General features: G+C 67.9%; 25 protein-coding genes. 15 read left to right on the forward strand and 10 right to left on the reverse strand.

The window, feature by feature from the left end:
• The first annotated feature begins 100 nt into the window (after positions 1-100).
• Positions 101-1,504, forward strand: a complete 1,404-nt coding sequence (locus QRN63_RS00005) for an HNH endonuclease signature motif containing protein (RefSeq protein ID WP_285028709.1) — start codon at positions 101-103, stop codon at positions 1,502-1,504.
• A gap of 97 nt (positions 1,505-1,601) precedes the next feature.
• Here the strand turns inward: QRN63_RS00005 and QRN63_RS00010 are convergent, their stop codons facing one another.
• The 5 genes from QRN63_RS00010 to QRN63_RS00030 form a co-directional block, all read right to left on the reverse strand.
• Entirely contained in the window at positions 1,602-3,053 is a 1,452-nt protein-coding gene (locus QRN63_RS00010) for a carotenoid oxygenase family protein (protein ID WP_285028710.1), read from the reverse strand.
• A 70-nt stretch (positions 3,054-3,123) separates the two neighbouring features.
• Positions 3,124-4,404, reverse strand: coding sequence for a hypothetical protein (locus QRN63_RS00015; protein ID WP_285028711.1), 1,281 nt, complete (start codon positions 4,402-4,404; stop codon positions 3,124-3,126).
• Positions 4,405-4,424: 20 nt separating this feature from the next.
• Positions 4,425-4,835 carry a hypothetical protein gene (locus QRN63_RS00020; RefSeq protein ID WP_285028712.1) on the reverse strand — a complete coding sequence of 137 codons (411 nt, stop codon included), beginning with the start codon at positions 4,833-4,835 and terminating at the stop codon, positions 4,425-4,427.
• Positions 4,832-5,017: a hypothetical protein gene (locus QRN63_RS00025; RefSeq protein ID WP_285028713.1), complete on the reverse strand. Its 186-nt coding sequence runs from the start codon at positions 5,015-5,017 to the stop codon at positions 4,832-4,834. Before QRN63_RS00025 ends, QRN63_RS00020 begins: the two co-directional genes overlap by 4 nt.
• Entirely contained in the window at positions 5,014-6,849 is a 1,836-nt protein-coding gene (locus QRN63_RS00030; protein WP_285028714.1) for a hypothetical protein, read from the reverse strand. Before QRN63_RS00030 ends, QRN63_RS00025 begins: the two co-directional genes overlap by 4 nt.
• A gap of 138 nt (positions 6,850-6,987) precedes the next feature.
• Here QRN63_RS00030 and QRN63_RS00035 point away from each other — a divergent pair, with 138 nt between their 5' ends.
• Positions 6,988-7,653, forward strand: a complete 666-nt coding sequence (locus tag QRN63_RS00035; RefSeq protein ID WP_285028715.1) for a TetR/AcrR family transcriptional regulator — start codon at positions 6,988-6,990, stop codon at positions 7,651-7,653.
• A gap of 10 nt (positions 7,654-7,663) precedes the next feature.
• Here the strand turns inward: QRN63_RS00035 and leuA are convergent, their stop codons facing one another.
• Positions 7,664-9,478 (reverse strand): 2-isopropylmalate synthase, encoded by a 1,815-nt coding sequence (leuA, locus tag QRN63_RS00040; protein ID WP_285028716.1) that lies wholly within the window; start codon positions 9,476-9,478, stop codon positions 7,664-7,666.
• A gap of 249 nt (positions 9,479-9,727) precedes the next feature.
• Here leuA and QRN63_RS00045 point away from each other — a divergent pair, with 249 nt between their 5' ends.
• From QRN63_RS00045 to QRN63_RS00060, 4 genes are all read left to right on the forward strand, one after another.
• Entirely contained in the window at positions 9,728-10,228 is a 501-nt protein-coding gene (locus QRN63_RS00045) for a hypothetical protein (RefSeq protein ID WP_285028718.1), read from the forward strand.
• A 140-nt stretch (positions 10,229-10,368) separates the two neighbouring features.
• On the forward strand, positions 10,369-11,634 hold the full coding sequence (locus QRN63_RS00050) for an aspartate kinase (protein ID WP_285028719.1): 1,266 nt from the start codon (positions 10,369-10,371) through the stop codon (positions 11,632-11,634).
• Between the two features lie 33 nt (positions 11,635-11,667).
• Positions 11,668-12,705 carry an aspartate-semialdehyde dehydrogenase gene (locus tag QRN63_RS00055; RefSeq protein WP_285028720.1) on the forward strand — a complete coding sequence of 346 codons (1,038 nt, stop codon included), beginning with the start codon at positions 11,668-11,670 and terminating at the stop codon, positions 12,703-12,705.
• Between the two features lie 35 nt (positions 12,706-12,740).
• On the forward strand, positions 12,741-13,826 hold the full coding sequence (locus tag QRN63_RS00060) for a DUF4185 domain-containing protein (protein WP_285029653.1): 1,086 nt from the start codon (positions 12,741-12,743) through the stop codon (positions 13,824-13,826).
• A 6-nt stretch (positions 13,827-13,832) separates the two neighbouring features.
• Here the strand turns inward: QRN63_RS00060 and QRN63_RS00065 are convergent, their stop codons facing one another.
• Both QRN63_RS00065 and QRN63_RS00070 read right to left on the reverse strand, forming a co-directional pair.
• Entirely contained in the window at positions 13,833-14,108 is a 276-nt protein-coding gene (locus QRN63_RS00065) for a barstar family protein (RefSeq protein ID WP_285028721.1), read from the reverse strand.
• Positions 14,105-14,566: a guanyl-specific ribonuclease gene (locus QRN63_RS00070; protein ID WP_285028722.1), complete on the reverse strand. Its 462-nt coding sequence runs from the start codon at positions 14,564-14,566 to the stop codon at positions 14,105-14,107. Before QRN63_RS00070 ends, QRN63_RS00065 begins: the two co-directional genes overlap by 4 nt.
• Before the next feature lie 161 nt (positions 14,567-14,727).
• On the opposite strand from QRN63_RS00070, the gene QRN63_RS00075 reads away from it, so the two are divergent.
• The gene (locus tag QRN63_RS00075) at positions 14,728-15,213 is read left to right on the forward strand and encodes a hypothetical protein (RefSeq protein ID WP_285028723.1); all 486 of its coding nucleotides are present in this window, start codon (positions 14,728-14,730) and stop codon (positions 15,211-15,213) included.
• 62 nt (positions 15,214-15,275) lie between these two features.
• Here QRN63_RS00075 and QRN63_RS00080 read toward each other — a convergent pair whose 3' ends face one another.
• Positions 15,276-15,893, reverse strand: coding sequence for a TetR/AcrR family transcriptional regulator (locus QRN63_RS00080; RefSeq protein ID WP_502888055.1), 618 nt, complete (start codon positions 15,891-15,893; stop codon positions 15,276-15,278).
• A 167-nt stretch (positions 15,894-16,060) separates the two neighbouring features.
• Between QRN63_RS00080 and QRN63_RS00085 the strand changes: the two genes are divergently transcribed.
• The 8 genes from QRN63_RS00085 (at position 16,061) to egtE (ending at position 23,977) form a co-directional block, all read left to right on the forward strand.
• A complete protein-coding gene (locus QRN63_RS00085) occupies positions 16,061-17,230 on the forward strand; it encodes an NADH:flavin oxidoreductase (protein WP_285028725.1) in 1,170 nt (389 codons plus the stop codon).
• A gap of 13 nt (positions 17,231-17,243) precedes the next feature.
• Positions 17,244-17,714 carry an SDR family oxidoreductase gene (locus QRN63_RS00090; protein WP_285028726.1) on the forward strand — a complete coding sequence of 157 codons (471 nt, stop codon included), beginning with the start codon at positions 17,244-17,246 and terminating at the stop codon, positions 17,712-17,714.
• A gap of 31 nt (positions 17,715-17,745) precedes the next feature.
• Positions 17,746-18,390 (forward strand): sensor domain-containing protein, encoded by a 645-nt coding sequence (locus tag QRN63_RS00095; RefSeq protein WP_285028727.1) that lies wholly within the window; start codon positions 17,746-17,748, stop codon positions 18,388-18,390.
• Positions 18,391-18,564: 174 nt separating this feature from the next.
• Positions 18,565-19,851, forward strand: a complete 1,287-nt coding sequence (gene egtA / locus QRN63_RS00100) for an ergothioneine biosynthesis glutamate--cysteine ligase EgtA (RefSeq protein WP_285028729.1) — start codon at positions 18,565-18,567, stop codon at positions 19,849-19,851.
• Positions 19,848-21,155, forward strand: coding sequence for an ergothioneine biosynthesis protein EgtB (gene egtB / locus QRN63_RS00105; RefSeq protein ID WP_285028731.1), 1,308 nt, complete (start codon positions 19,848-19,850; stop codon positions 21,153-21,155). The genes egtA and egtB overlap by 4 nt, the downstream gene beginning before the upstream one ends.
• Positions 21,155-21,838: an ergothioneine biosynthesis protein EgtC gene (gene egtC, locus QRN63_RS00110; RefSeq protein WP_285028732.1), complete on the forward strand. Its 684-nt coding sequence runs from the start codon at positions 21,155-21,157 to the stop codon at positions 21,836-21,838. Before egtB ends, egtC begins: the two co-directional genes overlap by 1 nt.
• A 13-nt stretch (positions 21,839-21,851) precedes the next feature.
• A complete protein-coding gene (gene egtD / locus QRN63_RS00115; protein WP_285028734.1) occupies positions 21,852-22,847 on the forward strand; it encodes an L-histidine N(alpha)-methyltransferase in 996 nt (331 codons plus the stop codon).
• The gene (gene egtE, locus QRN63_RS00120) at positions 22,844-23,977 is read left to right on the forward strand and encodes an ergothioneine biosynthesis PLP-dependent enzyme EgtE (protein WP_285028735.1); all 1,134 of its coding nucleotides are present in this window, start codon (positions 22,844-22,846) and stop codon (positions 23,975-23,977) included. Before egtD ends, egtE begins: the two co-directional genes overlap by 4 nt.
• Before the next feature lie 3 nt (positions 23,978-23,980).
• Here the strand turns inward: egtE and QRN63_RS00125 are convergent, their stop codons facing one another.
• Positions 23,981-24,676 (reverse strand): class I SAM-dependent methyltransferase, encoded by a 696-nt coding sequence (locus QRN63_RS00125; RefSeq protein WP_285028737.1) that lies wholly within the window; start codon positions 24,674-24,676, stop codon positions 23,981-23,983.
• Positions 24,677-24,682: the final 6 nt, after the last annotated feature.

Raw genomic sequence — 24,682 nt, forward strand, 5'->3', positions numbered from 1 at the left:
CAACTGTCACCGATGTCCTGATGCAGAACTGTCACCGAAGTCCTGATACATCACACATTCGTCACGGGCACTTGTCGGTGAATCGAACTAGTGTTCGATTATGGGATTCGCCGATCCGGCCGCTGTCGAGGAGGCCTACGCCGCCTGCGAGGCTGCGCAGGCTCGGCTCGCCTCCCTGGATTACAGCGGTCTGGACGTGCCGACATTGTTGGCGTTGCAGTCGCGCCGCGAAACCCTGAAGTGCGCCGCCGAAGTGGTCGATCACCGGATTCTTTCCGCCGCGCAGTCTCAGGTCACGGCCCGGGAGCTGGGGGCGAAGAACTGGGCCGAGGTGCTGCGTATCCGGTTACGCGTGGATACCACTGAAGCCAATCGTCGGGTCCGCGATGCCCTGAATTTGGCGCCCCGCGCCGGGTTGACCGGGGAGCCGTTGCCGCCGCTGTGGGAGTTCGCCGCCGCGGCCCAGGCCGAGGGCGTGATCAACACCGAGCACGTGAAAGTGATCGGCCAGTTCATCAACAAACTCCCCGGGTGGGTTGACCCCACCACCTGCGGGCAGTTCGAACGGTCCCTGGTTTCCGGGGCGCGGCACCAGACCCCGGAAGAACTGCGGGCGGCGGCCGAGGCGCTGCTCTACCTGCTCGATCAGGACGGGCCGCTGCCCGATGATGCCGACCGTGCCCGCAAGCGCGGCCTCACCGTGTCCAAACAACGACCCGACGGGATGTCGGATCTGCAGGGCACCTTGACCCCGGAAGCGCGGGCCTACCTCGATGCCCTGTTGGACAAATACGCCGCCCCTGGCATGTGCAATCCCGCTGATCGGCCGCCCTGCTTCTCTGGCACCCCGTCAGCTGAGCAGATCGCCGGGGATACCCGCACCGCGGCCCAGCGTCGTCATGACGCGTGCACGGCGCTGCTGCGGATGCTGCTGGCCTCCGGGACGCTGGGGGAGCACAAGGGCGTGCCGATCGGTGTCGTGGCCACCTGTACCGTGACCGATCTGGAGCAGCGCACCGGGGTCGCGCTCACCCACACCGGCAGCAAGCTGCCCATCAAGGATCTGCTGCAGATGGCGGCCACCAACGGTGCCGACCACTACCTCGCGGTGTTCGACCGGCACAGTGAACAGCTGCTGTATATGGGCCGAGCGCGGCGCACCGCCACCGTCGCCCAACGCTTCGCGCTGTTCGCCCGCGACCACGGCTGCACCAAACCCAACTGCACAGCCCCGGCGTCGCGCTCGCAAGCCCACCATGTCGACACCGACTGGTGCGACGGCGGCCTGACCAACATCGGCAACCTCGCCCTGGCGTGTGACTGCGACAACGTTCTGGCCTACAACGGCGGCTGGAGCACCACCATGAAAAACGGCCGCGCCCACTGGACCCCACCACCGCTCCTGGACGTCGGCCAACCCAGGACCAATCGGTACCACCACCCGACGCTCTACCCACCCGAGAGCGGAGGCGATGACGGTGAAACAGACAGTCCCGCAAGCTGATCCGGCGCCAGCGACGCTGGAAGGCCACGCCGACCAGCTGCGGCGGCGGTACCGCATACGTTGCGCGGCGCGGGCCGCCGAGCGCCCGGAGTGGGCGTCAGCCGGCGATACGCCGGGTGAACGTGCCGTGGAACCCGATCGGCAGATGGTGTTCCAGATGCGCGGTGGCCAATGGGCCGTCTTCGATGGTGCGGGCATCGAAGATCACCAGTTGCGAACGATGGCTTCGCAGATCGTGATTGAGCACCAGCAGCCAGCCGTCGTCCTCGGCGGCGGTGCGGGAGCGCGGCACGAACAACGGCTCGCCTGTCTGTGCCAGGCCGAAATCGAACGTGGTCTGGACGCCCGTGCGGTGGTCGATGCGCGTCACCGCGTTGTAGTGGCCCACGTCCTCGGTGGCCTTGCAGGCGTAGGTGACGTTGTGCTCCAGCGTCGAGCGACGCCAGTCGTACTGCGGGAATTCCATTGGGGCCGTTGCTGATAAAACGGTCTCGGTGATCCGCCCGGACTTGCTGATCCGGAACCGCGACAGGTGCCCGCGGGGCCACTCGTCGATGGTCAGGTGCGCGCGGGGATCGGCCGGGTCCGACGGATCCTGCCAGGCCTTGCCGAGCTTGCCGAAGACATCCGAGTCCTCGAACCGGAAGAACTCCACCACGGTGTCGGAGCCGTCTTCGAACGCGTTGGTGACGTGGATGTGCGTCAGCGCCTCGTGCTCGATGATGCGGGGCTTGGACCCGTCGCGCGGCACCAGGGCGAACCGGGTTGAACCGTTGCGGGTCTGGTGCTCCAGGGCTTTCGCCAGCGACCGGGTGCGCAACAGCGTCGGGATGTTGGGGCGCAACGGATCCAGGACGAAAACCATGTGGTTCTCGGTGAGCGCGAAGTCGTGATTCCACACCATGTCCCACAACTTGAGCGAGCTGATCTGGTGGCTGCGGCCGGCGCGGTCCACCTTGAAGCACCGCAGCCGCGGCGTGGGCAGCAGGTCGAGGCCGAAGTTGTAGACGTCGCCGGTGTGCGGATCCCACTTGGGATGGGCGGAGAAAGACCCGAGATAGCCGAGCCGGTCGCCGTCAAAGCGCTTGTAGCCCAAAGTATCCAGCGAGTCCGGATCGATCTTGTACGGCGGCCCGCCCTCCCACATGGCCAGGAGGTCGCCACAGATGGTCGCCATGTTGGTGTTGCCGGTATTGGCCGGTGGGTGCAGATTGCCGCGCAGGGTGGGGGCATTGGTGGTGATGCCGCGCTGGCTCATCACGTCGCCGCCAAGGTATTGCCTGGTGCGGACATAGCGGTTGGTGAAGCGGACGCCCCGGCCGTCGAGGACGAAGCGCGACACCATGCCGTCGGCGTCGAACATGGTCTTGAGTACGGTGTCGCCGACCTCGAACTTGCCGGGGCCGATACGGAACAACGTGCCGGTCAGCTCGGGCGGCAGGGCACCGTCGATGTGGGTGACCTGGTAGTCCATCTCGTCGTACAGGGACGCGAAGGCGCGGCCGTGCAGCTGCTTGAGCGTCGGTTCCGCGGGCACTGTGGCTGTCATGCAATCTCCATCTGAGGACGTGTGTCCTCAGTTTTGGCCTGGAGGTGGCGTGCTGTCAAGACTTCACGGGCTATCCGCCGAAGAGCAGGTACAGCCCCGTGAAGGTGTAGCCGACCATCACCAGCATCATCGCCAGCTGACCGGTGAGTTGATGTCGCTTGGGCAGGATGCGCAGCGCGCAGTCGTGTGCTGCGACGACGCCGGCGATGTGCCCGGCCACCACGAACAGCACCTTGGTCGTGGCCAGCACCGAAGGGTGCATCGACAGTACGTAGTACACGTGCGCGTCGTGCAGGCCCACCAGCTGGTAGACGGTCTGCTGGCCCTTCTCGACGAGGTAGGTCAGGTAATGCGCGAACACGTAGCCGATGACGATCGGGATGAGGGAATGCGCCATCAATCCGGGCAGCTGCCGGCGCCGCGCGCGGTCCACCCCGCCGGTGGCGCGGGCGGCGAGGCTGAACGACACGGCGACGGTCGTGACAAATACCGCCAGCCCAAGGGTTTTCAGCCCCGTGGCCTGCCAGGTGCCGTCGGTATGCGCTTGGACGAACCCGCGCCACGCCGGCGTCGCCGAGAAACTGTCGAAGGCCGTCGAGCCCAGCAGCACCGCGAGCACCGTCACAGTGGCGGGCCGGATCGGCAACGTGGGTAGGTGGTTGAACGGATTCCCGACGGCGATCTGTCCATCGGCGTTGCGCCGCAACGGGGCGCACCGTGAGGCCACCACGCTGTACACCTCGAACGGGTCGGCGTGCGAGCACCAGCGGGTGCCGCACACCGCCGCTCCGGTCAGTGTCACCGCCAGATAGATCATCAGCCAGATGCGCACGGCGCCAACCGAACCCGGGTCGGGGCTGGCCAGCTCGAGCCAGACGAACGCGAACAAGCCGGCCGCCGCGGGCCAGTATCCGAGCCGCGCGGGATATGCGTTCCGGCTCAGTCGGAGTAGCCGGGCAATGGTCCGTACCGGCGACAGTACCCGCCACACCGGGCCGAAAAGCACTGACAGCGCGACGATTCCGACCCACAGCAGCACGTAGAACACGCCTGGCAGCGGGTTGCCGGACCCGGGTGGTCCGACGACGGACGCCACGACAGCCCATGCGGCGAACGCCAGGGCCAGCAGCCCGACCGTCCACCGGGTGGCCGGCGCGTCGACGGCCGTCGTCACCCAGCGCGGCAATGCCCGTCCCGGTGCCTCCGGGTCGAACCGCGGCTTGCGCCAAGCCAGCGCCACCACTGCGAAGGTGAAGGTCAACGCCCACGCCGCGCCGATCAGGGCGTAGGTCACGGGGATGGGCAGATCGGTTGACCCGCCCAGCCCGTGGGCCAGGACTGTGGAGGTCACTGCGTCGGGACGCACAATGGCTACTGCACCGTGATGGTGGCGACCGTCTTGTCCAGGTGATGCAATTCGACGTCGACCTTGCCCGGCACGTCGACGGTGAACTGGAACTCCTGACCCTTCTCCGGTTTGACGTTGAAGGTGTGCTCGGGGTTCGAGTGCACGTGCAGTTGGTCGGCGGCGTCACTGGTGACGCGCACGATGATCGGCTGGCCGAGCTTGGCCTGCACCTGCTGGTCGAGCGGCGTCGCGGTGCCGCCCGCGATGGTCACGTCGATGTAGACGCGCGCCGGCGGCGCCTGCGGGTTGCTCAGTTGCGTTGTGCCCGTTGCGGAGGCGCTCGACGAACTGCTGGGCGCCGACTCGTTCTTGCTGCAGCCGACGAGCGCCAGTGCGACAGCGCCGGCCACGGCGAAAGTCTTCACAAAGGTCACGCGGAACCATCCTCTTCGGTCGAACCTGTTGTCTCCGACTCGGTTTCGACACCATCGGAGCTGGAACTGTCGTGTGCCCGCCGGTCTTTCATGGCCACCCAGGCCACGACCCCGGCCACGACGAACGCAGGGGCGAACGCGGGCAGTGCCAACAATAGCGAGTGATCGGCCAGATAGGTCACGGCTGTCCGACGGGTTCCCTGGCCTCGGTGGCGCTGAACTGCTCACGCGAATTGATCCGTCCCGCACCCCAACTGAGCAGTGCGATCAGGATCAGCGAGCACACCAGCACGATCAGGGACGCCGCGGGATACAGCCACGTGGGCACATCGAGATTGCGTTCGCGCTGCAGGACCTTGATCTCTTCGGTGAAGTCACGGGTCGTCGAGATCGCCGGCGTCTCTTCGGCACCGATACCGGGGTCGGCCGGCAGGTACACCGGCACCGCCGCCATGGTGCGGCCGTCCTGCACGCGCAGCACCGTCTTCCACGTACCCCAGACCGGGATCGGCCGGGTGGACCGGTAGTGGCCCGGGCCGACCTGCTTCAGGTGGTCGACCACCAGACCGCGCTCGTGCTCGAGCTTGCCCTGCCACGCCATCAGCGTCACCCATTCCGGGTCATCGCTGATGAGGTTGGCCGGCGTGATCTGGATGTCTGCGTTCACAAGCCGCTGCCCCTGCGGGCTCGGCGCGTCAGTGAGGGTGATCTGTGCGCGCGCATGCTCGGGCACTGTGATGTGCAGGCCGTTGGCGACCCCGCCGGCAATCACCAGGACCGTGGCAACCACGATGCCGATACCGACCGGGCGGGCGGGCAGGCGCTGACCGGTGAGCACGAGGGCCAGCAACGCACCACACATGCCCATGACGATCGCGACGGGCGTCGACATCGTCAGCGCCTCACCCCACATGCTGCTGGGCCACGGCGTGCGGAACATGGCGTCGACCCAGAACGATTCCAGCCACATGCCGATGGTGCCGACGCCCAGGCCGGCCACGGCGCCGAAGAGGATGGGCCGCTTGGCAAGCGGCGTCAGCCCGACCAGTTCCACCACGATCGCCGAGCCCAGATAGAGCGCACACCAACTGTAGGGAGAGCCGAGGATGGGCCCGACCATCAGAGCGACCAGACCGCGGATGAACAACGCGAACGCGATCGCGCCGAACGTGGAGTAGCGGCCCAGCGTGAGTCGCGTGGCCACCAGCGACATGGCCGCTGCGGCGGCGATCAGCATGGGGTGCAGCACCAGCCGGAACTGTTCGACGCCGAAGTCGTATTCGACCGGGAACACCGACAGGCCGATCACCAGACCGCCGAAGGCCAGGTAGGGCAGCACCTTGTTGCGAGCGGCCGGGGCGTCGGCGCCCATCGCGATGTCACCCTCGCGCTCCAGGAGCAGCGTGGCGACCAGGGAGAGCCCGGCGCCGCCGATGAGCATCAAATGTGTTGGGCCCCAGAGCGTCACATCCTGGCCGAAGATGCGGTGCCAGATGTCGTCGAGCGGGAAACCGATCAGCGCGTACAGGCCGCAACCGGCCATCAGCACGCCGCCGACGGGCGCGTACCAGGTTTTGGTGATCTTGATGGCTGCCGGGCCCGGCTTGTCGTACGGCAGGATGATCGACAGCGATCCGGCGATGAACAGCAGGAACAGGCCGACCAGGATGAAGTAGTGCGCGGGGTTTGCGAGCGGGCCGGCGTCGCGGCCCTTGCCGATGTGCAGGCTGACGTCCCAGATGAAGCCGAACATCGCGCAGATGATGGTCGAGATGAACAGCAGCGAGGGCAGCGCAACCCAGCTGGGCCGGTTCATCTTGCGGCCGGCCTTGTCTGCCAGGTCCTTCAGCCAGGTGATGCGGCGTTGCCGGTGCAGGTAGCCGATCCACAACAGGCCTGCGGTGATGATGCCCGTTGCCACCGACATCCCGATGACCTGATCGAGGGCAGCGCCTCCGCCTTCGGTTCCGGCCGCGGCCACCACGGTGACCTGCTCGGCGAGCTGTGCTGCCATGTTCCACCCCACTGTGTAGATGAACCCTGAACCTTACTCGTCGGTAATATTGCCAGAAGACCGCGTTTCAAACGGGAGTCCGTCTTCCTTCTCCGGATTTTGACATCATGTGGCAGTCGGAGGGAGGGGTTGCGCCAGATGGCTGATGACGGATCGGGCACGGGTTCGGGCACCGCACCGCAGCGCAGGTATTCCGGCAGGTCGGCGGAGGAGCGACGGGCCGATCGGCGACGGCTGCTGCTGGACGCGGCCGAGGCGTTGTGGCGCGAAGGCGGGCTGTCGGCGCTGAGCGTGCGCGCGGTTTCGGCCCGTGCCAAACTCACCGATCGCTACTTCTATGAGCAGTTTGCCGGCCTCGGTGCGCTGATCGGCGCCGTGATCGACGATGTGTTGGAGGGGCCCTTCGCCGCGATGCTGGCCGGAGGGAGTGCGCCCGAGTCGGCGACGGTCCAGACCCGGCTGACGCTGGGGCTGGCCGGGTTCATCGAGCATGCCGAGAGCGACCCACTGGCCGTTCGGATCTTCCTGACCGACGCCCGGCACATCGACTCGGTCTCCGAGCACATCCGGATCGCGCAACATCGGGTGGCTGCCGCGATCCTGGCGTTGCTGCAGCCCGACCGCGACGCCGATCAGGAGAGCTTCGACGCGGCACTGTTCTGTGTCGGCGGTGTGGCCACCCTGATCAACGAACGGCTTCTTGACGACACGAAAACGGTTACGGCGCAAGACTTTGCGGAACAGGTGGTCGGCTGGTGCGCGCGGGTCCTCCGGGTACCGGAGGACCCGCGCGCACCGAGCTGACGGTCTTCGGCTAGCCGCGCGCGGCGCGGTTCACCGCCGAGACGACGGCCCGCAGCGACGCCGTGGTGATCGACGGCGCGATGCCGACGCCCCACACCGTCTTGCCGCCGATCGACGCCTCGACATAGGCCGCGGCCTGTGCTTCCTCGCCGGCCGACATGGCGTGCTCCGAGTAGTCCAGCACGTTGACGTGGAAGCCGACGGCGCCCAGTGCGTCGGTGAAGGCCGCCAGCGGGCCGTTACCGGCGCCGACGATCTCGCGCTCCTCGCCATCGATCTTGACGATGGCGGTGATGGTGTCGGTGCCACCGTCTTCTTCGGACGCGTCCACCCGCTGCCGCATGCGCTCCAGCGGGGTGATGGGCGCCAGGTACTCCTCGTTGAAGACGTCCCACATCTCCTTCGGGGAGACCTCGCCGCCTTCGCCGTCGGTGATCTTCTGGATGGCCTGGCTGAACTCCATCTGCAGCCGGCGCGGCAGCACCAGCCCGTGGTCGGCCTTCATGATGTAGGCGACGCCGCCCTTGCCGGACTGCGAGTTGACGCGGATGACGGCCTCGTACGTGCGGCCGACGTCCTTCGGATCGATGGGCAGGTAGGGCACCTGCCACAGGATGTCGTCGACATCGGCGTCGGCGGCATCTGCATCTGCCTTCATCTGGTCCAGGCCCTTGTTGATGGCGTCCTGGTGGCTGCCGGAGAACGCCGTGTAGACCAGGTCGCCGCCGTAGGGGTGGCGCTCGGCGACGGGCAGCTGGTTGCAGTACTCGACGGTGCGACGGATCTCGTCGATGTTCGAGAAGTCGATCTGCGGATCGACACCGCGGCTGAACAGGTTCAGGCCCAGCGTCACCAGGCAGACGTTGCCGGTGCGCTCACCGTTGCCGAACAGGCAACCCTCGATGCGGTCGGCGCCGGCCAGGTAGCCCAGCTCGGCGGCCGCGACGCCCTCGCCGCGGTCGTTGTGCGGGTGCAGGCTCAGGATGATCGAGTCGCGCGGCGCCAGGTGCCGGTTCATCCACTCGATCGAGTCGGCGTAGATGTTCGGCGTGGCCATCTCGACGGTCGCCGGCAGGTTGACGATCAGCGGCCAGTCCGGGGTGGGCTGCACGATCTCGGCGACCGCGTTGCACACCTCGACGGCGTACTCCAGCTCGGTGCCGGTGTAGGACTCCGGCGAGTACTCGAACCGCCACAGCGTGCCCGGGTACTTCTTGGCCTCCGCGACGCACAGCTTCGCGCCGTCGGTGGCGATCTTCTTGACGGCGTCACGGTCGGCGCGGAACACCACGCGGCGCTGCAGGATCGACGTCGAGTTGTAGAAGTGCACGATGACGCGGGGGGCGCCGTTGCAGGCCTCGAAGGTGCGCTCGATCAGCTCGGGCCGGCACTGCGTCAGCACCTGGATGGTGACGTCCTCGGGGATCGCGCCCTGCTCGATGATCTCGCGGACGAAGTCGAAGTCGGTCTGGCTGGCCGATGGGAAGCCGACCTCGATCTCCTTGTAGCCCATGCGGACCAGCAGGTCGAACATCCGGCGCTTGCGCTCGGGGCTCATCGGGTCGATCAGGGCCTGGTTGCCGTCACGCAGGTCGACGGCGCACCAACCCGGGGCGACGGTGGCGACCTTGTCGGGCCAGGTGCGGTCGGGCAGTGAGATCTGCTCGACCTCGTCGGCGAAGCTGCGGTAGCGGCTGACCGGCATCGACGAGTTGCGCTGGGTGTTCCAGGACGGCTGGCCCTCGCGGCGCGGGCCGGACGGGGTGGTGATGGCGCGTACCGACGAGAAGGAGTCGGCAGAAGAATCGGGAGAGTATGTGGTCACGGTTTTTTGCTCCGGTCTGTCTGGATGGGACCTAGAAGGTCAGGACCGGCACATCTCAAACACCCGCGACGGGAGGCCGGTCGGATCAGACCCCGTCGCGGCGTCCGAGGAGGAGCACCCGCGCGCTATACATCACCGGCCAGTTTACTCCGGTCCAGTAGTTCCCCAAAACCCGGTCATGTTGTCCCGAGCCAAGCTCCTGGCCAGGGGCAATGGGCGGCGCACTCACTGTGCCGATACAGTTCGACCGTGTTGACGAGATGGTTGTTGAGCCTGGACCGCAGCTGGAAGATCGGCATCGCGGTCGCGCTCGCCGTCGTCATCGGCCTGGTGGTTTGGCAGACCGAGTTCCGCGGGCCGACGCCGGAGTGCAAACCGGTGCGCGACATGCTCGACTACAACAAGGCGCAGGCCGTGCAGATCGAGTCGAAGATCGACAAGAACTCCGGTGGCGTCCCGACCATCGCCGAGGAGACGGCCTACCGGGCGTGGGCCGACGGCATGGCCGACCGGGCGCAGAAGGTGACCGGTGACAAGGTCGCCGCCAACGCCGTGCAGCTGGCGGCCCTGGCCTCGCAGTTCACCTCGGCGCTGGACGCCTACCGGATCGCCGCCCAGGGCCGCGCGCCCGGCGCCCCCGCACCGACCGAGGCCTACCAGCTGTCGGCGATCAACGCGCAGATCACCGAACAGATGAAGGCGCTGACCGACGCCTGCCCGGCACAGCGGAAGCTCACCGACATCTTCTGACCCGGGCGAGAGTGACGAACGTCTCGCGCGTTGCAGGTCGGCAGGTGACCGGGCAACAAAAACGGCTTCGTCCCTCCCTTATCCTTGTGGGCAGCATTGATGCGAATGCTTGCTGCCAATTCAGAGAAGGAACGCGAACAGTGGCGCTCGTCGTCCAGAAGTACGGCGGATCCTCGGTGTCTGACGCCGAGCGAATCCGTCGAGTCGCCGAGCGAATCGTCGAAACCAAGAAGGCCGGCAATGACGTCGTCGTCGTGGTCTCGGCCATGGGCGACACCACAGATGATCTGCTGGATCTGGCCCGTCAGGTCTCCCCGGCACCACCGGCCCGGGAGATGGACATGCTGCTCACCGCAGGTGAGCGCATCTCGAACGCGCTGGTCGCCATGGCCATCGAGTCCCTCGGCGCGCAGGCCCGGTCGTTCACCGGCTCGCAGGCCGGCGTGATCACCACGGGGACGCACGGCAACGCCAAGATCATCGACGTCACCCCGGGCCGCCTGCGTGACGCCCTCGACGAGGGCCTGATCGTGCTGGTCGCCGGCTTCCAGGGCGTCAGCCAGGACAGCAAGGACGTCACCACGCTGGGCCGCGGCGGCTCGGACACCACCGCCGTGGCGCTCGCCGCCGCGCTGGAGGCCGACGTCTGCGAGATTTACACCGACGTGGACGGCATCTTCACCGCCGATCCGCGCATCGTGCCCAACGCCCGCCACCTGGACACCGTCTCTTTCGAGGAGATGCTGGAGATGGCGGCCTGCGGAGCCAAAGTGTTGATGCTGCGCTGCGTGGAATACGCGCGCCGCTACAACGTTCCGATTCATGTTCGGTCCTCGTATTCCAACAAGGCCGGCACCATCGTCAAAGGATCGATCGAGGACATCCCCATGGAAGACGCCATTCTCACCGGAGTTGCCCACGACCGCAGCGAGGCGAAGGTCACCGTCGTCGGCGTGCCCGACGTCCCGGGCTACGCCGCCAAGGTGTTCCGCGCGGTCGCCGATGCCGACGTGAACATCGACATGGTGCTGCAGAACATCTCGAAGGTGGAGGACGGCAAGACCGACATCACCTTCACCTGTTCGCGCGAGAACGGCCCGGGCGCCGTCGAGAAGCTGACGTCCCTCAAGGACGAGATCGGTTTCTCTCAGGTGCTGTACGACGATCACATCGGCAAGGTGTCGCTGGTCGGCGCCGGTATGCGCAGCCACCCGGGCGTCACCGCCAAGTTCTGCGAGACGCTGGCCGAGGTCGGCGTCAACATCGATCTGATCTCGACCTCCGAGATCCGAATCTCGGTGCTGGTCAAGGACACCGAGCTGGACAAGGCTGTCGCCGCGCTGCACGAGGCCTTCGGTTTCGCCAGCGAAGAGGCCGCGGTCGTATACGGCGGGACGGGGCGCTAGTCATGGGGCGAGCGAAGCGACGGGATAAATAGCATGGTGAACATCGGTGTGGTGGGTGCGACCGGTCAGGTCGGTCAGGTCATGCGCAAGCTCCTCGAGGAGCGCGACTTCCCGGCGACGTCGGTGCGGTTCTTCGCCTCGGCGCGGTCCGAGGGCAAGAAGCTGACGTTCCGCGGCCAGGAGATCGAGGTCGAGAACAGCGAGACCGCCGACCCGTCGGGTCTGGACATCGCCCTGTTCTCCGCCGGTGCGACCATGTCGCGCGTACAGGCCCCGCGCTTTGCCGCCGCCGGCGTCACGGTGATCGACAACTCGTCGGCGTGGCGCAAGGATCCCGATGTGCCGCTGGTGGTTTCGGAGGTCAACTTCGACCGCGACGTCCGCGGCAAGCAGCTTGCCAAGGGCATCATCGCCAACCCGAACTGCACCACCATGGCCGCCATGCCGGTGCTCAAGCCGCTGCACGACGAGGCCGGGCTGATCCGGCTCATCGTGTCGAGCTACCAGGCCGTATCCGGTTCCGGACTCGCCGGCGTCGACGAACTGGCCTCGCAGGCCCGCGCCGTCATCGGTGGCGCCGAGCAACTGGTGCACGACGGATCGGCACTCGAGTTCCCGGCGCCTGTGAAATACGTTGCGCCCATTGCCTTCAACGTCATCCCGCTGGCCGGTTCGCTTGTCGACGACGGCTCGGGCGAGACCGACGAAGACCAGAAGCTGCGCAACGAGAGCCGCAAGATCCTCGGCATCCCGGAGCTCGCCGTGAGCGGCACCTGCGTGCGCGTGCCGGTCTTCACCGGCCACTCGCTGTCGATCAATGCCGAATTCGCACGGCCGCTTTCGGTCGAGCGAGCCCGCGAACTGCTGGCCGACGCGGCCGGGGTGTCGCTGGTCGACGTGCCGACGCCGCTGGCTGCCGCCGGTGCCGACGACTCGCTGGTGGGCCGCATCCGCCAGGACCAGGGGGTTCCCGACGGCCGTGGCCTCGCGTTGTTCGTCTCGGGTGACAACCTGCGAAAGGGCGCGGCGCTCAACACTGTTCAGATCGCCGAACTGCTCGCCACGCGCTGATCTTGCGGGCCGCCATCGCGTCGGTGTCGGCGCTGATGCTCGCGCTCGGCCTGGAACTGCCGACGGCGCAGGCAGATCCGCCTGCGCCGGTGCCGACTCCGGTGCTCAAACCGCTGGTTGCCGGCCAGGTGACACGCATCGGTCCAGTGGCCGGAACCGGTACGCCGACAGCCGATTACGGCATCGGTGCGACCGACCTCTGCGAGTTCATGGAATTCCCGAGCGGCATCCTGCAGATCTGCGGCGACAGCTTCGCGGGGCAGGGTGTCGGTTTCGGTGGCTGGTATGCGCCCGTCGCGCTGCACGTCGAGACCGACTCCATCAACTCGCCGGACGGCCTGCGGTACCGCGGCGTCATGGGTGTCGACAAGCCGTTGCTGGCTGATGCCAAAGTGCCTGGCACGTCCCAGCTTCCGGCCGGCGTGGTGAGCATCAACCGGGAGAACTACCTGCTGATCACCACCACGCGCGACCTGAAGCCGGCGAGCTCGCGACTGGTCAGGGCCGACCCGGCGCGCGCGGCGTGGCCCACCGTGCCGGGGTCTGTGCGGCCGGCCGGCTATGCCAGGGGAGCGCAGAGTCAGATCACGGGCTACTACGACCCGGTGCCCACCGCGGATTCGCCACGCGGCTGGGTTTACCTGGTCGCCAACAACTTTGACCGCAGCAGCCCGGCCTACCTCTACCGGGCCACGCCGCAGTCGTTCACCGACCGGGCCGGCTGGCAGGGCTGGTCTGCCACTGCGGGCTGGGGTAAACCGCCGATTCCGCTGTGGGGCGACCTGATCGGCGAGATGAGCATGAAGCAGGTCGACGGCAAGACGGTGCTGTCCTACTTCAACAGCAGCACCGGCAACATGGAGGTCCGCGTCGCGAATACGCCGACGGAACTCGGCACCGCGCCGGTGACGACCGTCGTCGTGGCCGGCGGCTGGCCGGAGCAGGCAGACGAACTGCCTGAGCCGCAAGACAATCAGCTGGCGCAGCCGTACGGCGGCTACATCTCGCCGGGCTCGACGCTCGACGAACTGCGCATCCTCGTCAGCCAGTGGAACACCACGCCACGCGACACCGCGCCGTACCGCGTCATCCAGTTCGCGGTGAATCCGGTGAAGCCGTAGGCGCTGTCAGCGCAGCACCAAATCCACTCCGGCGCTGTCGAAAACGTCGAGCAGCCCGGTCCACGTGCGGGAGTCCAAGGCTTTCTCGGCTTTTGCGCTGTCGGTCAGCACAAAGCGGAACGGCTCGTCTTCGGGCGTGCCGAAGCCGCCGCCGAGGCAGTCGGCGAGCGCGTCGAGATTGCTGCCGAAGTAGCCGCCGGAACCGTTGACGGCGTGGCCGATCTCGGTGAAAAGGTCTGCGCGGGAATGGATGCGCGCACCCCGCACGGTGAACGTCTTCACGCTCCTCCGATCTGGCAGAACGTCTCGTAGTGGTCGCCGGTGTAGTAGAACTCGGGCGGGTTGGTCGGTGGCTCGCCGCCGGTGATGACCCGTCGCGTGCCGCGGGTCTTCGCGCCGGGAGTGGGCACCGTGTACTCGTGGTAGTAGCCGCGCTGCTGGTTCGGCAGCCGGCGCTCGAAGTTCCCGAACACGATGCCGTCCCGCGAAGAGGGGAACGGCCCGCCGTGGTGGATGAGGTTGACGGTGGTGGCCGTCTCGGCCGGCAGCGACGACAACTGGCAGACGGGCAACCCGGACTTGCTCTGGGTCGGTGACGGTCCTGGCGACGGTACGTGGGAGGCGGCTGTCGGAGGCGGCCCGGTGAGCGTGACGGAATTCTTCGCACACGCCGGGACGAGGGTCAGCAACAACGCGGTGCCGCAGGCGAGGGCCGCGGCGCGCCGGGTGGTTCTGGACATCGCACCTTTTCTGCCGCGTTCTGATATCGGAGCGTCGGCCGGCCCCCAAAGCCCGGCCGAAGCTCCGCTACACAGGCCACGCTACCGCGCTGCGCGCCTCATAGCTGATTCTTACGCGCAACCTAGCCACAGCAGTGGTTGACGGACGGATCATCGATGACATGAGTGAGGAAACCCCTAACCAAACACCAGAGACGCCGGACACCCCGACGGACTCGTTCCCGCCCGTAGCAACGGCCACCGCGGTGGCCGCGCCGCCCGCCGAGCACAAGCCCAGCAAGCTGAACAAGGTGCTGGCCTGGGTCGGCATCGTCGCGGGCATCGTGTTCATCGTCGCGACCATCTTCTTCTCCGGCTTCATCCTCGGCGCGCATTCCGGCGGCGGCCATCACGGCTGGCACAAGCACCACCACGGCCAGGACGCCTCTGAATACCGCGAGGGTCACCACGGCCAGCGTGGTGGCGGCGGTGGCGGTATGTGGCACCCGATGTTCCCCGGCGGTCCGGGCTGGCAGGGCCCCAACGGCCCCGGTTGGCAGGGCCCCGGTTGGCAGGGCCCCGGCGGACAGGGCCCGGGTGGACAGGGGCCGGGTGGCCCCGGGCCGCAAGCACCTGGTCAGCCCGGCCCGGCTCAGCCCGGCCGCTGACCCATCCAGTCCCGCATCAAGCGACAGGCCGTGCCCGACCAGGGTGCGGCCTGTCGTCTGCTCTAGGCCTGCCCGTCGGCCGCCAGGCGGTTCGCGGACGCGGCCCGGTACCCGGTGGTGAGAAGTTCGACGATCCGCTCTTCAAGTTCGGCAGAGTCGTCGTCGGACGCGATGGTGCTCACGTACATGGCGGCACCCGCGGCCATGATCAGCACGGCGCGCGCGTCCAGTTCCGCACTGCGCCGCTCCTCGGCGGTCTGTGCTTCGACGTCGTCGGCGAACAGTGCCACCGCCGGCCCCGTGAAGCGATTCCACAGCGATCGCCCCAGATTTATGTCTTCGAGGAGTGCCTGGGTCAGGTCGGGCGCGACCGCTTTCATGTCCGGGCGATTGAACAGTGCGCGGCTGCCCCGGACGACGAAATCGATCCAGCCGTAGACGTCGGTGCCATCAAACGGCGTCAGGTCGGGCGTCACGCCCATTACCGCGTCGATGACCAACGCGGCCTTCGACGACCAGCGCCGGGCCAGGCTGGCGCGGGTGACTCCGGAGCGTTGCGCGACCAGTCGCATGCTCAGTTGCTGAAATCCGACCTCCGACAGAAGCTCTCGGGTCGCGGTGAGTACGCGGTCGTCGATACTCGCGTCCCGGGGCCGGCCGGGGCCTGACTGACTGCTCACGGGTCCATCATCACAGCACGCGAGCGGCGGCGGTGTGATTGACCTCATGCGAGAATTAGTGTACCACTGGAACCGTAATTATCGCTGCTGCCGCTGACGGCTGTGCCGTGCCGCGGGAGCCGAAAGATGCTGTCGCATCGAGATTTACCGAGAGGATCACCGCCGCTATGCCCGATCCCTTCCAGCCGGCCAAGCTCGGTCCGATCACGTTGCGCAACCGCGTCATCAAGGCGGCGACATTCGAGGCGGCGACCCCCGATGCGCTGGTCACCGACGACCTGATCCGCTACCACCAGCTGCCCGCCGCGGGCGGGGTCGGCATGACCACGGTCGCGTACTGCGCAGTGTCTCCGGGTGGGCGCACTGACGGGTGGCAGTTGTGGATGCGCCCGGAAGCAATCCCCGGGCTGCGCAAGCTCACCGACACCATCCACGGTGAAGGCGCTGCGATCAGCGCCCAGATCGGGCACGCCGGCCCGGTCGCCAATCCGCGCACCAACAAGGCCCCAGCGCTGGCGCCGGTGCGGTTCTTCAACCCGCTGTCGATGCGGTTCGCCAAGAAAGCCACCCGCGCCGACATCGACGCGGTGATGGCCGCCCACGCGAACGCCGCGAGGTTGGCGATCGAGGCCGGGTTCGATGCCGTCGAGGTCCATTTGGGGCACAACTACTTCGCGTCGTCGTTCCTGTCGCCGTTGATCAACAAGCGCCGCGACGAATTCGGTGGCTCCCTGGCCAATCGGGCGAAGGTGGCGCGCGGCACGGTGCAGGCGGTACGAGAGGCCGTCGGGGATCAGATCGCCGTCATCGCCAAACTCAACATGAGCGACGGGGTCCGCGGCGGCATCCCGATGGAGGAGTCGCTGCAGACCGCCCAGTGGCTCGAAGAGGACGGCGCCCTGGACGCGTTGGAGCTGACGGCGGGTAGCTCGTTGGTCAATCCGATGTACCTGTTCCGCGGCGGCGCTCCGGTCAAAGAATTCGCCGCGAACTTCAAACCGCCGTTGAGCTGGGGTATCCGGATGAGTGGGCACAAGTTCTTCCGTGAATACCCCTACGAGGAGGCCTATCTGCTCAAGGCCGCCCGCCAATTCCGCGCCGAACTCGACATGCCGCTGATCCTGTTGGGTGGCATCACCAACCGCGAGACCATCGATCTGGCCATGGCCGAAGGGTTCGAGTTCGTGGCGATGGGCCGGGCCCTGCTGGCCGAACCCGACCTCCTGAGCCGCATCCAGGCGGACAGCACCACCAAATCGGGCTGTACACACTGCAATCTGTGCATGCCCACCATCTACAGCCGAACCCACTGCGTGGTCACCGGCAAACCGAACTGAGATAGAGACATCTATGGGCGACTTTGCTGGCCTCGTTGCGCTGATCGCCGGCGGGGCACGGGGTATGGGCCGATCGCACGCGGTGGCTCTGGCCGAGGCAACCGGAAGGCGTTGTCTCACAGCAAAACTGTCGACGGCCGACCGCGGCGCGCTGGAGCAGTTCGGCGTCATCGGACTGACCAAGGTCGCCGCGCACGACCTGACCGGCCACGGCATCACCGTCAATGCCGTGGCGCCCGGCAACGTCGAGACCCCGATGACCGTCAACGGTGCGCTGTTCGGCGCTATGCGACCCGACCTGGAGCAGCCCACGCTCGCCGACGTGGAATCGGTGTTCGCGTCGCTGCACCTGCAGCCGGTGCCCTTCCTGAAGCCCGCTGAAATCACGCGCGCGGTCATGTTTTTGGCGCACCCGGACAGCACCCACATCACCGGGACGGTCCTGCCGGTCGATGCGGGGGCCACCGCCCGCTTCACCGGCTGACAACAGGGCCGCAGCTGGCATCATCGAAGCCATGACTGCGCGCCTGATCTGGTCCACAGCCTGCGTCACCGCTGCCCTCGCCCTGGCGCCGGCCGCGGTCGCCAAGCCGTCGGACCCGGGTGTGGTGTCGTACGCGGTCCTCGGCAAGGGCTCGGTGGGCAATGTGGTCGGCGCACCGATGGGCTGGGAGTCGACCTTCACCGCGCCGTTCCAGGGCTTCTTCGTCGACCTCCCGGCGTGCAACAACTGGGGTGACATCGGTCTGCCCGAGGTGTACGGCGACCCCGACCTCGCGTCGTTCAACGGCGCCGTGGCGCAGACGACGGCCACGGACGACAGCCACGCCGCCAAGCAGGTCGTGGGCGTCTTCGCCACCGCCGAAGCCGCGTCGCGTGCGTTCCACCGCGTCGTCGACCGCACCACCGGATGCTCGGGGCAGACCACCGCGCTGCACCTCGAGGACGGCCGGACCGAGGTCTGGAGCTTCGCGGGCGCGCAGGCCGGCCCGACGGACGAGGCGTGGGTCAAACAGGAAGCGGGTACCGATCGCCGCTGTTTCGTACAGACCAGGCTGCGGGAGAACGTTCTGCTGCAGGCGAAAGTCTGCCAGTCCGGCAACGCCGGTCTCGCGGTCAACGTGCTGGCCGGAGCCATGCAGAACGCCTTGGGGCAATGACGATGCCCGAATTGAGTCAGGTATCGCACATATATTGCGCAGATTTTTGTCGGTGCCTCATGGCATCGTCGGACGAACAGGTATCGCTCGGGACGAGTCTCAACTAGGCCTGGTCCGGGAACACCAACCAACGGATGCGGGCATCGGCCCCGAGTCTCGGAAGGGGATGTTCAGATGGGCACCGCTACCGCCGTGCGTCGGCCGCACGCCGAATACCCTGAGTTGTCGAGTGCGTACGGCGCCGCGCTGCTGGCCGGCGGCGGGTGTCTGCGGGACGGGCCGGTGGGCCGCGTCGGCCTCGAACTCGAGGCGCACTGTTTCGACCTGTCCGACCTGACGCGGCGCCCCGGCTGGGATGAACTGACCGAAGCCGTCGAGTCCGTTCCGCAGCTGCCCGGTGGCAGCGCGATCACGATCGAACCCGGTGGCGCCATCGAACTGTCGGGCCCGCCGCTGGATGGTGCCGGGGCCGCCATCGTCGCGATGCAGGCCGATCAAGCCGTCCTGCGGGAAGCGTTGCGGCGCCGCGGACTGGGCCTGCTGCAGGTCGGCGCGGATCCGCTCCGGCCCCAGGCCCGGGTGAACCCCGGCGGTCGGTATCGGGCCATGGAGGCGTTCTTCACGGCAGGCGGAACCGGAGCCGCCGGGGCCGCGATGATGACGTCGACCGCCTCGCTGCAGATCAACGTCGATGCCGGCCCGCGTGACGGCTGGGCCGACCGCGTCCGGCTGGCCCACGCGCTCGGCCCCACCATGATCGCGGTGTCGGCGAGCTCGCCGATGCTGGGCGGCGAATTCACCGGATGGCAGAGCACGCGCCAGCGCATCTGGGGTCAGCTGGACACCGCCCGCTGCGGGCCCGTTCTCGGTGCCAGCGGTGACGACCCGGCCAGCGACTGGGCGCGCTATGCCCTCAAGGCGCCGGTGATGCTGGTGCACACGCCGGAGGCGGAGCCGGTCACCGAGTGGGTGCCGTTCGCCGACTGGGCGGACGGGCGGACGCTGCTCGGCGGCCGCCGGCCCACCGAGGCCGACCTGGACTACCACCTGACGACGCTGTTCCCGCCGGTCCGGCCGCGGCGGTGGCTGGAGATCCGCTACCTCGACGCCGTGCCCGACGATCTGTGGCCGGCTGTGGTGTTCACGCTGGTGACGCTGCTGGACGACGCGCGTCTTGCGCAGATCGCCTGGGAGGCAACGGAATTGGTCGCCACCGCCTGGGATCAGGCGGCGCGGGTCGGGTTGGCCGATCCGCGGCTGCGGGCGTCCGCGGTGCAGTGTGTGCAAGCGGCCGCCGAGGTCGCGCCGGACGATGTGGCGGACTCGATGGACCGGTTGCTGCGGCAGGTGACGCAGGGGCGCAGTGCGGCCGACGATTTCGCGGACCGGGTGGTCGCGCACGGAATCGATTCGGCCATCACCGGGTTGGCACTTGATGACCGGCTGAAAGGTGGGGTGTGAGTACGCGTGAGTTGTTGGCCCGGGGGCTGACCAGGGCCCGGGACCGGACCCTGGCCCTTGTCGAGTTCGACGATGCCGAACTGCTGCGCCAGTACGACCCGCTGATGAGCCCGCTGGTGTGGGACCTCGCGCACATCGGCCAGCAGGAAGAGCTGTGGCTGCTGCGCGGCGGCGATCTCAACCGCCCCGGTCTGCTGCCGCCCGACGTCGACGGCCTGTACGACGCGTTCGTGCATTCGCGCGCCAGCAGGGTGTCCCTGCCGCTGTTGCCGCCGACCGATGCGCGCGCCTTCTGCCGCACCATCCGGTCCAAAGCTCTTGACGCCCTTGATCGGGCGCCCGACGAGCCTGATGCCCAGTTCCCGTTCGCCTTGGTGATCAGCCACGAGAACCAGCACGACGAGACCATGCTGCAGGCCCTGAATCTGCGCAGCGGCCCGCCGCTGCTGGGACCGGGCGCCGCGTTGCCGCGCGGGCGTGACGGGGTCGCCGGTACCTCGGTGCTGGTGCCCGGCGGTCCATTCGTGCTCGGCGTCGACGCGGCCGACGAGCCTTTCGCGCTCGACAATGAGGGTCCGGCACATGTCGTCGACGTGCCGTCGTTCCGGATCGGCCGGGTGCCCGTCACCAATGCCGAATGGCGGGAGTTCATTGCCGACGGTGGCTATCGGGAGCCCCGGTGGTGGTCTGCCGCGGGCTGGGAGCATCGGCTGCAGGCGGGCCTGGTGGCGCCGCAGTTCTGGAGTGCCGACGGCACCACTCGGGTCCGGTTCGGGCATGTCGAGGAACTGCCGCCCGATGAACCGGTGCAACATGTCAGCTTCTACGAAGCCGAGGCGTACGCCGCCTGGGCCGGTGCGCGGTTGCCCACTGAAGTCGAGTGGGAGAAGGCTTGCGTCTGGGATCCCGCGGTCGGAGCACGGCGCCGATTCCCTTGGGGCGCAGCCGAACCCGATGCGCGTCGGGCCAACCTCGATGGGGGCGCGCTGCGGCCGGCGCCGGTGGGGGCATACCCGGGGAGCGCGTCGGCCTACGGCGTCGAGCAGCTTCTCGGCGATGTGTGGGAGTGGACCACCTCCCCGCTGCGGCCGTGGCCGGGATTCACACCGATGATCTACGACCGCTATTCGCAGCCGTTCTTCGAGGGCAGCGGTAGCGGCGACTACCGGGTGCTGCGCGGTGGTTCCTGGGCGGTGGCAGGTGACATCCTGCGGCCCAGCTTCCGCAATTGGGACCACCCCATCCGCCGCCAGATCTTCTCCGGGGTGCGGCTGGCCTGGTCCTGTGCCGAGGAGCGCGGCTGATGTGTCGCCACCTGGGCTGGCTCGGCGATCCGGTCTCGGTGTCGTCGCTGATCCTGGAACCCGCGAACGGGCTTCTGGTGCAGTCGTATTCACCCCGACGGCAGAAGCACGGTCTGCTCAACGCCGACGGCTGGGGTGTCGGCTTCTTCGACGGCGCGACACCGCGCCGCTGGCGCAGCGCCGCACCCCTGTGGGGTGACGCGTCGCTGGCGTCGGTGGCGCCGGCGTTGCGCAGCGGGTGCGTGGTGGCCGCCGTCCGGTCCGCGACCGTCGGGATGCCGATCGAGCCGTCGGCGTCGGCGCCGTTCACCGACGGTGAGTGGCTGTTGTCGCACAACGGCGTCGTCGACCGGGCGGTGCTGCCGGTGTCCCGGGCCGCGGAATCGACGGTCGACAGTGCGGTCCTGGCCGCCCACATCTTCGCCGAGGGCCTGGACAACCTGGGGGACACCGTGTGCAGGGTCGGGGAGTCCGACCCGTCGGCACGGCTGAATATCCTGGCTGCCAACGGTTCCCGGATGCTGGCCACCGTGTGGGGCGACACCTTGTCGATACTGCGCCGGCCCGACGGCGTGGTGCTGGCCAGCGAGCCCTACGACGATCACCCGGACTGGCAGGACATCCCGGACCGTCACCTCGTCGAGGTGACGGCCACCGGCGTCGCACTGACGCCACTGACTTGACGAAGGGACCACGATGACACCGAGCAAGACGGCACCGCTGCTGACCAACCATCTCGCCGCCGACTGGGCGCCCCGTGCGCTGCGGCGCGACGTCCGGGACGGCTTGTCGCAGTCGCCGAAATCGTTGCCGCCCAAGTGGTTCTACGATGCCGTCGGCAGTGACCTGTTCGATCAGATCACCCGCCTGCCCGAGTATTACCCGACGCGCACCGAGGCGCACATCCTGCAGGAAGCCGCCGGCGCGATCGTGGCGGCTTCCGGCGCGGACACGCTCGTCGAGCTCGGCAGTGGCACCTCGGAGAAGACGCGCATCCTGCTCGACGCGTTCCGGGACGCCGCGGCCCTGCGCCGGTTCGTGGCGTTCGACGTCGACGAGAACGTGCTCAGCGCCGCGCTCACCCAGTTGTCCGACGAGTACGACGGCGTCGAGATCAGCGGGGTGCGAGGTGATTTCGAGCAGCACCTGGGCGAGCTGCCCGTCGTGGGCCGTCGGCTGATCGTGTTCCTCGGATCGACGATCGGCAACCTGACGGCCGGCCCGCGGGCGGAGTTCCTCGCGAGCCTGGCCGCGGCGATGCGGCCGGGCGACACACTGCTGCTGGGCACCGACCTGGTGAAGGACACCACCCGGTTGGTGGCCGCCTACGACGACAGCGCCGGGGTCACCGCGCAGTTCAACCGCAATGTCCTGGCGGTGGTGAACCGGGAGCTGGATGCCGATTTCGATCTCGACCGCTTCGAACATGTGGCACGATGGAACCCCGAACACGAACGTATCGAGATGTGGCTGAGGTCTGTTGCCGCGCAACGGATTCAGATACGCGAGTTGGAACTGTCGGTGGAGTTCGAGGCGGGTGAGGAGATGTTGACCGAGGTGTCGTGCAAGTTCCGCCCCGAGGGCGTCTCGGCTGAATTGGCGGCCGCCGGACTGCGGCAGACCGACTGGTGGACCGACCCCGCGGGGGACTTCGGGCTTTCACTGGCGGTCAAGCCGGACCTGCGGACGTGACCGGAGCCGATTCCGCCGTCGCGCACCTTTGGCGCGCTGCCCGGCCCAAACCGCTGGGCCTGCATTTCGACAACGCCGCCTGCTCGCGGCAGAGCTTCGCGGTCATCGACGCCGCCGCTCAGCACGCCCGGCAGGAAGCTCAGGTCGGCGGCTATGTCGCCGCCGAATCCGCGGAACCCGTGTTGGAGGGCGGCCGGGCGGCGGTGGCCGAGCTGACGGGGATGGCCGCCGGCGACGTGGTGTTCACCACGGGCTCCAACAACGCGCTCAACCTACTGCTCAGCAGTTGGGACGGCGAGAAGACCATTGCCTGCCTGCCAGGCGAGTACGGACCCAATCTGGTGGTGATGGCGGCCAACGGATTCACGGTCCGCGAGCTGCCCGTCGACGGTCAGGGGCGGCTCGATGTCGAAGTGGCGGTCGCGCTGATGCAGGGCGACCCGCCGGCGCTGGCTCATTTGACGGCGCTCGGCAGTCACCGCGGGGTGGCCCAGCCGTTGTCGGAGTTCGTTGCGGCCTGCCACGCGATCGGGGTGCCGGTGGCGGTGGACGCCGCACAGGCGCTGGGCCATCTGGACTGCGCGGTGGCTCCCGACGTGATCTATGCGTCGTCGCGTAAGTGGCTGGCGGGGCCGCGCGGGGTCGGCGTGCTGGCGATCAGTTCGTCTGTGTCGCATCGGCTTCGGCCGCGCATCCCGCTGCCGGATTGGGGGACGCCGTTGCCGGTGCTGAAACGGCTTGACCTCGGAGAGGCCAATGTGGCTGCCCGCGTGGCCTTTTCGAAGGCCCTAGAGGAGCACCTGGCGGCCGGTCCGGAACTGGTGCGGGCGCGGCTGGCCGAGGTGGGGCGCCTGACGCGCACCGCGCTGGCCGGGCTGCCCGGATGGCGAGTGGTCGAGGACGTCGATGAACCGACGGCCATCACCACGCTGGAGCCGACGCGCGGCGACGACCCGAACTCCGTGCGCACCAAGCTGATTACCGAACACCACGTCGTCACGACCGTGGCCGGCATCGAGCGGGCCCCGTTCGAGATGAAGGTTCCGGTGCTGCGGGTGTCACCGCACGTCGACGTCACCGACGAAGAACTGGAGTCCTTCGCCGGTGCGCTGACTGCCGCGTCGACCTGACCGTCAGGCCTTGTGTGCCGTGAGCAGGAAGGCCGGCATCTTCAGCCGGCCCTTCTCGTCGAGGGCGTGCGGCGGCATCTCGAGCGGGGGCTGTCCTGGCATCGAAGGTGGCGCGACCATGCCGGCGTGGATGAACGCCGGCCGGACCTCGTCGATGGCCCAGTACTTGCCGACGGCCTCGCGCAGCTCGTCCTCGGTGACCTCGTTCGGCTTCATCTCGGCCTCGGCAGGGAACGCGCCCTTGGCGAACACCAGGATGAAGTACTTGGCGCCCGGCGCGGCCGCGCGGAACACGGCCTGCTGGTAGGCGTCGCGTGCCTCGACCGGAATCGAGTGGAACAGCGTCGAATCCATGATGGTGTCGAACCGTCCGTCGAATCCGGTGAACGAGGTGATGTCGTCTTCGACAAATGTCGCGTTGGTCAGATTCCGTTCGGTGGCAGCCTGTTTCGCGGCAGCCACCGCGGTGGGGGAGAGTTCGATGCCCACCACGTTGTGGCCCGCCGCGGCCAGCGCGAGGGCCAGTTCCGCGTGGCCGCAGCCCGCGTCGAGCACCTCGCCGGTGACCTGACCGGCGTCGATCAGTGCAGCCAGTTCGGGCTGCGGCTCACCGATGTTCCACGGCGGCGGACCGTCGAACCCGCCCTCCTGCCGGTAGACGCTGTCCCAATCCATCACTTCATTCGACGAGTCGGTCATGCGTCC

The organism is Mycolicibacterium sp. lyk4-40-TYG-92 (assembly GCF_030209435.1).
In the GTDB taxonomy this organism is placed as follows: domain Bacteria; phylum Actinomycetota; class Actinomycetes; order Mycobacteriales; family Mycobacteriaceae; genus Mycobacterium.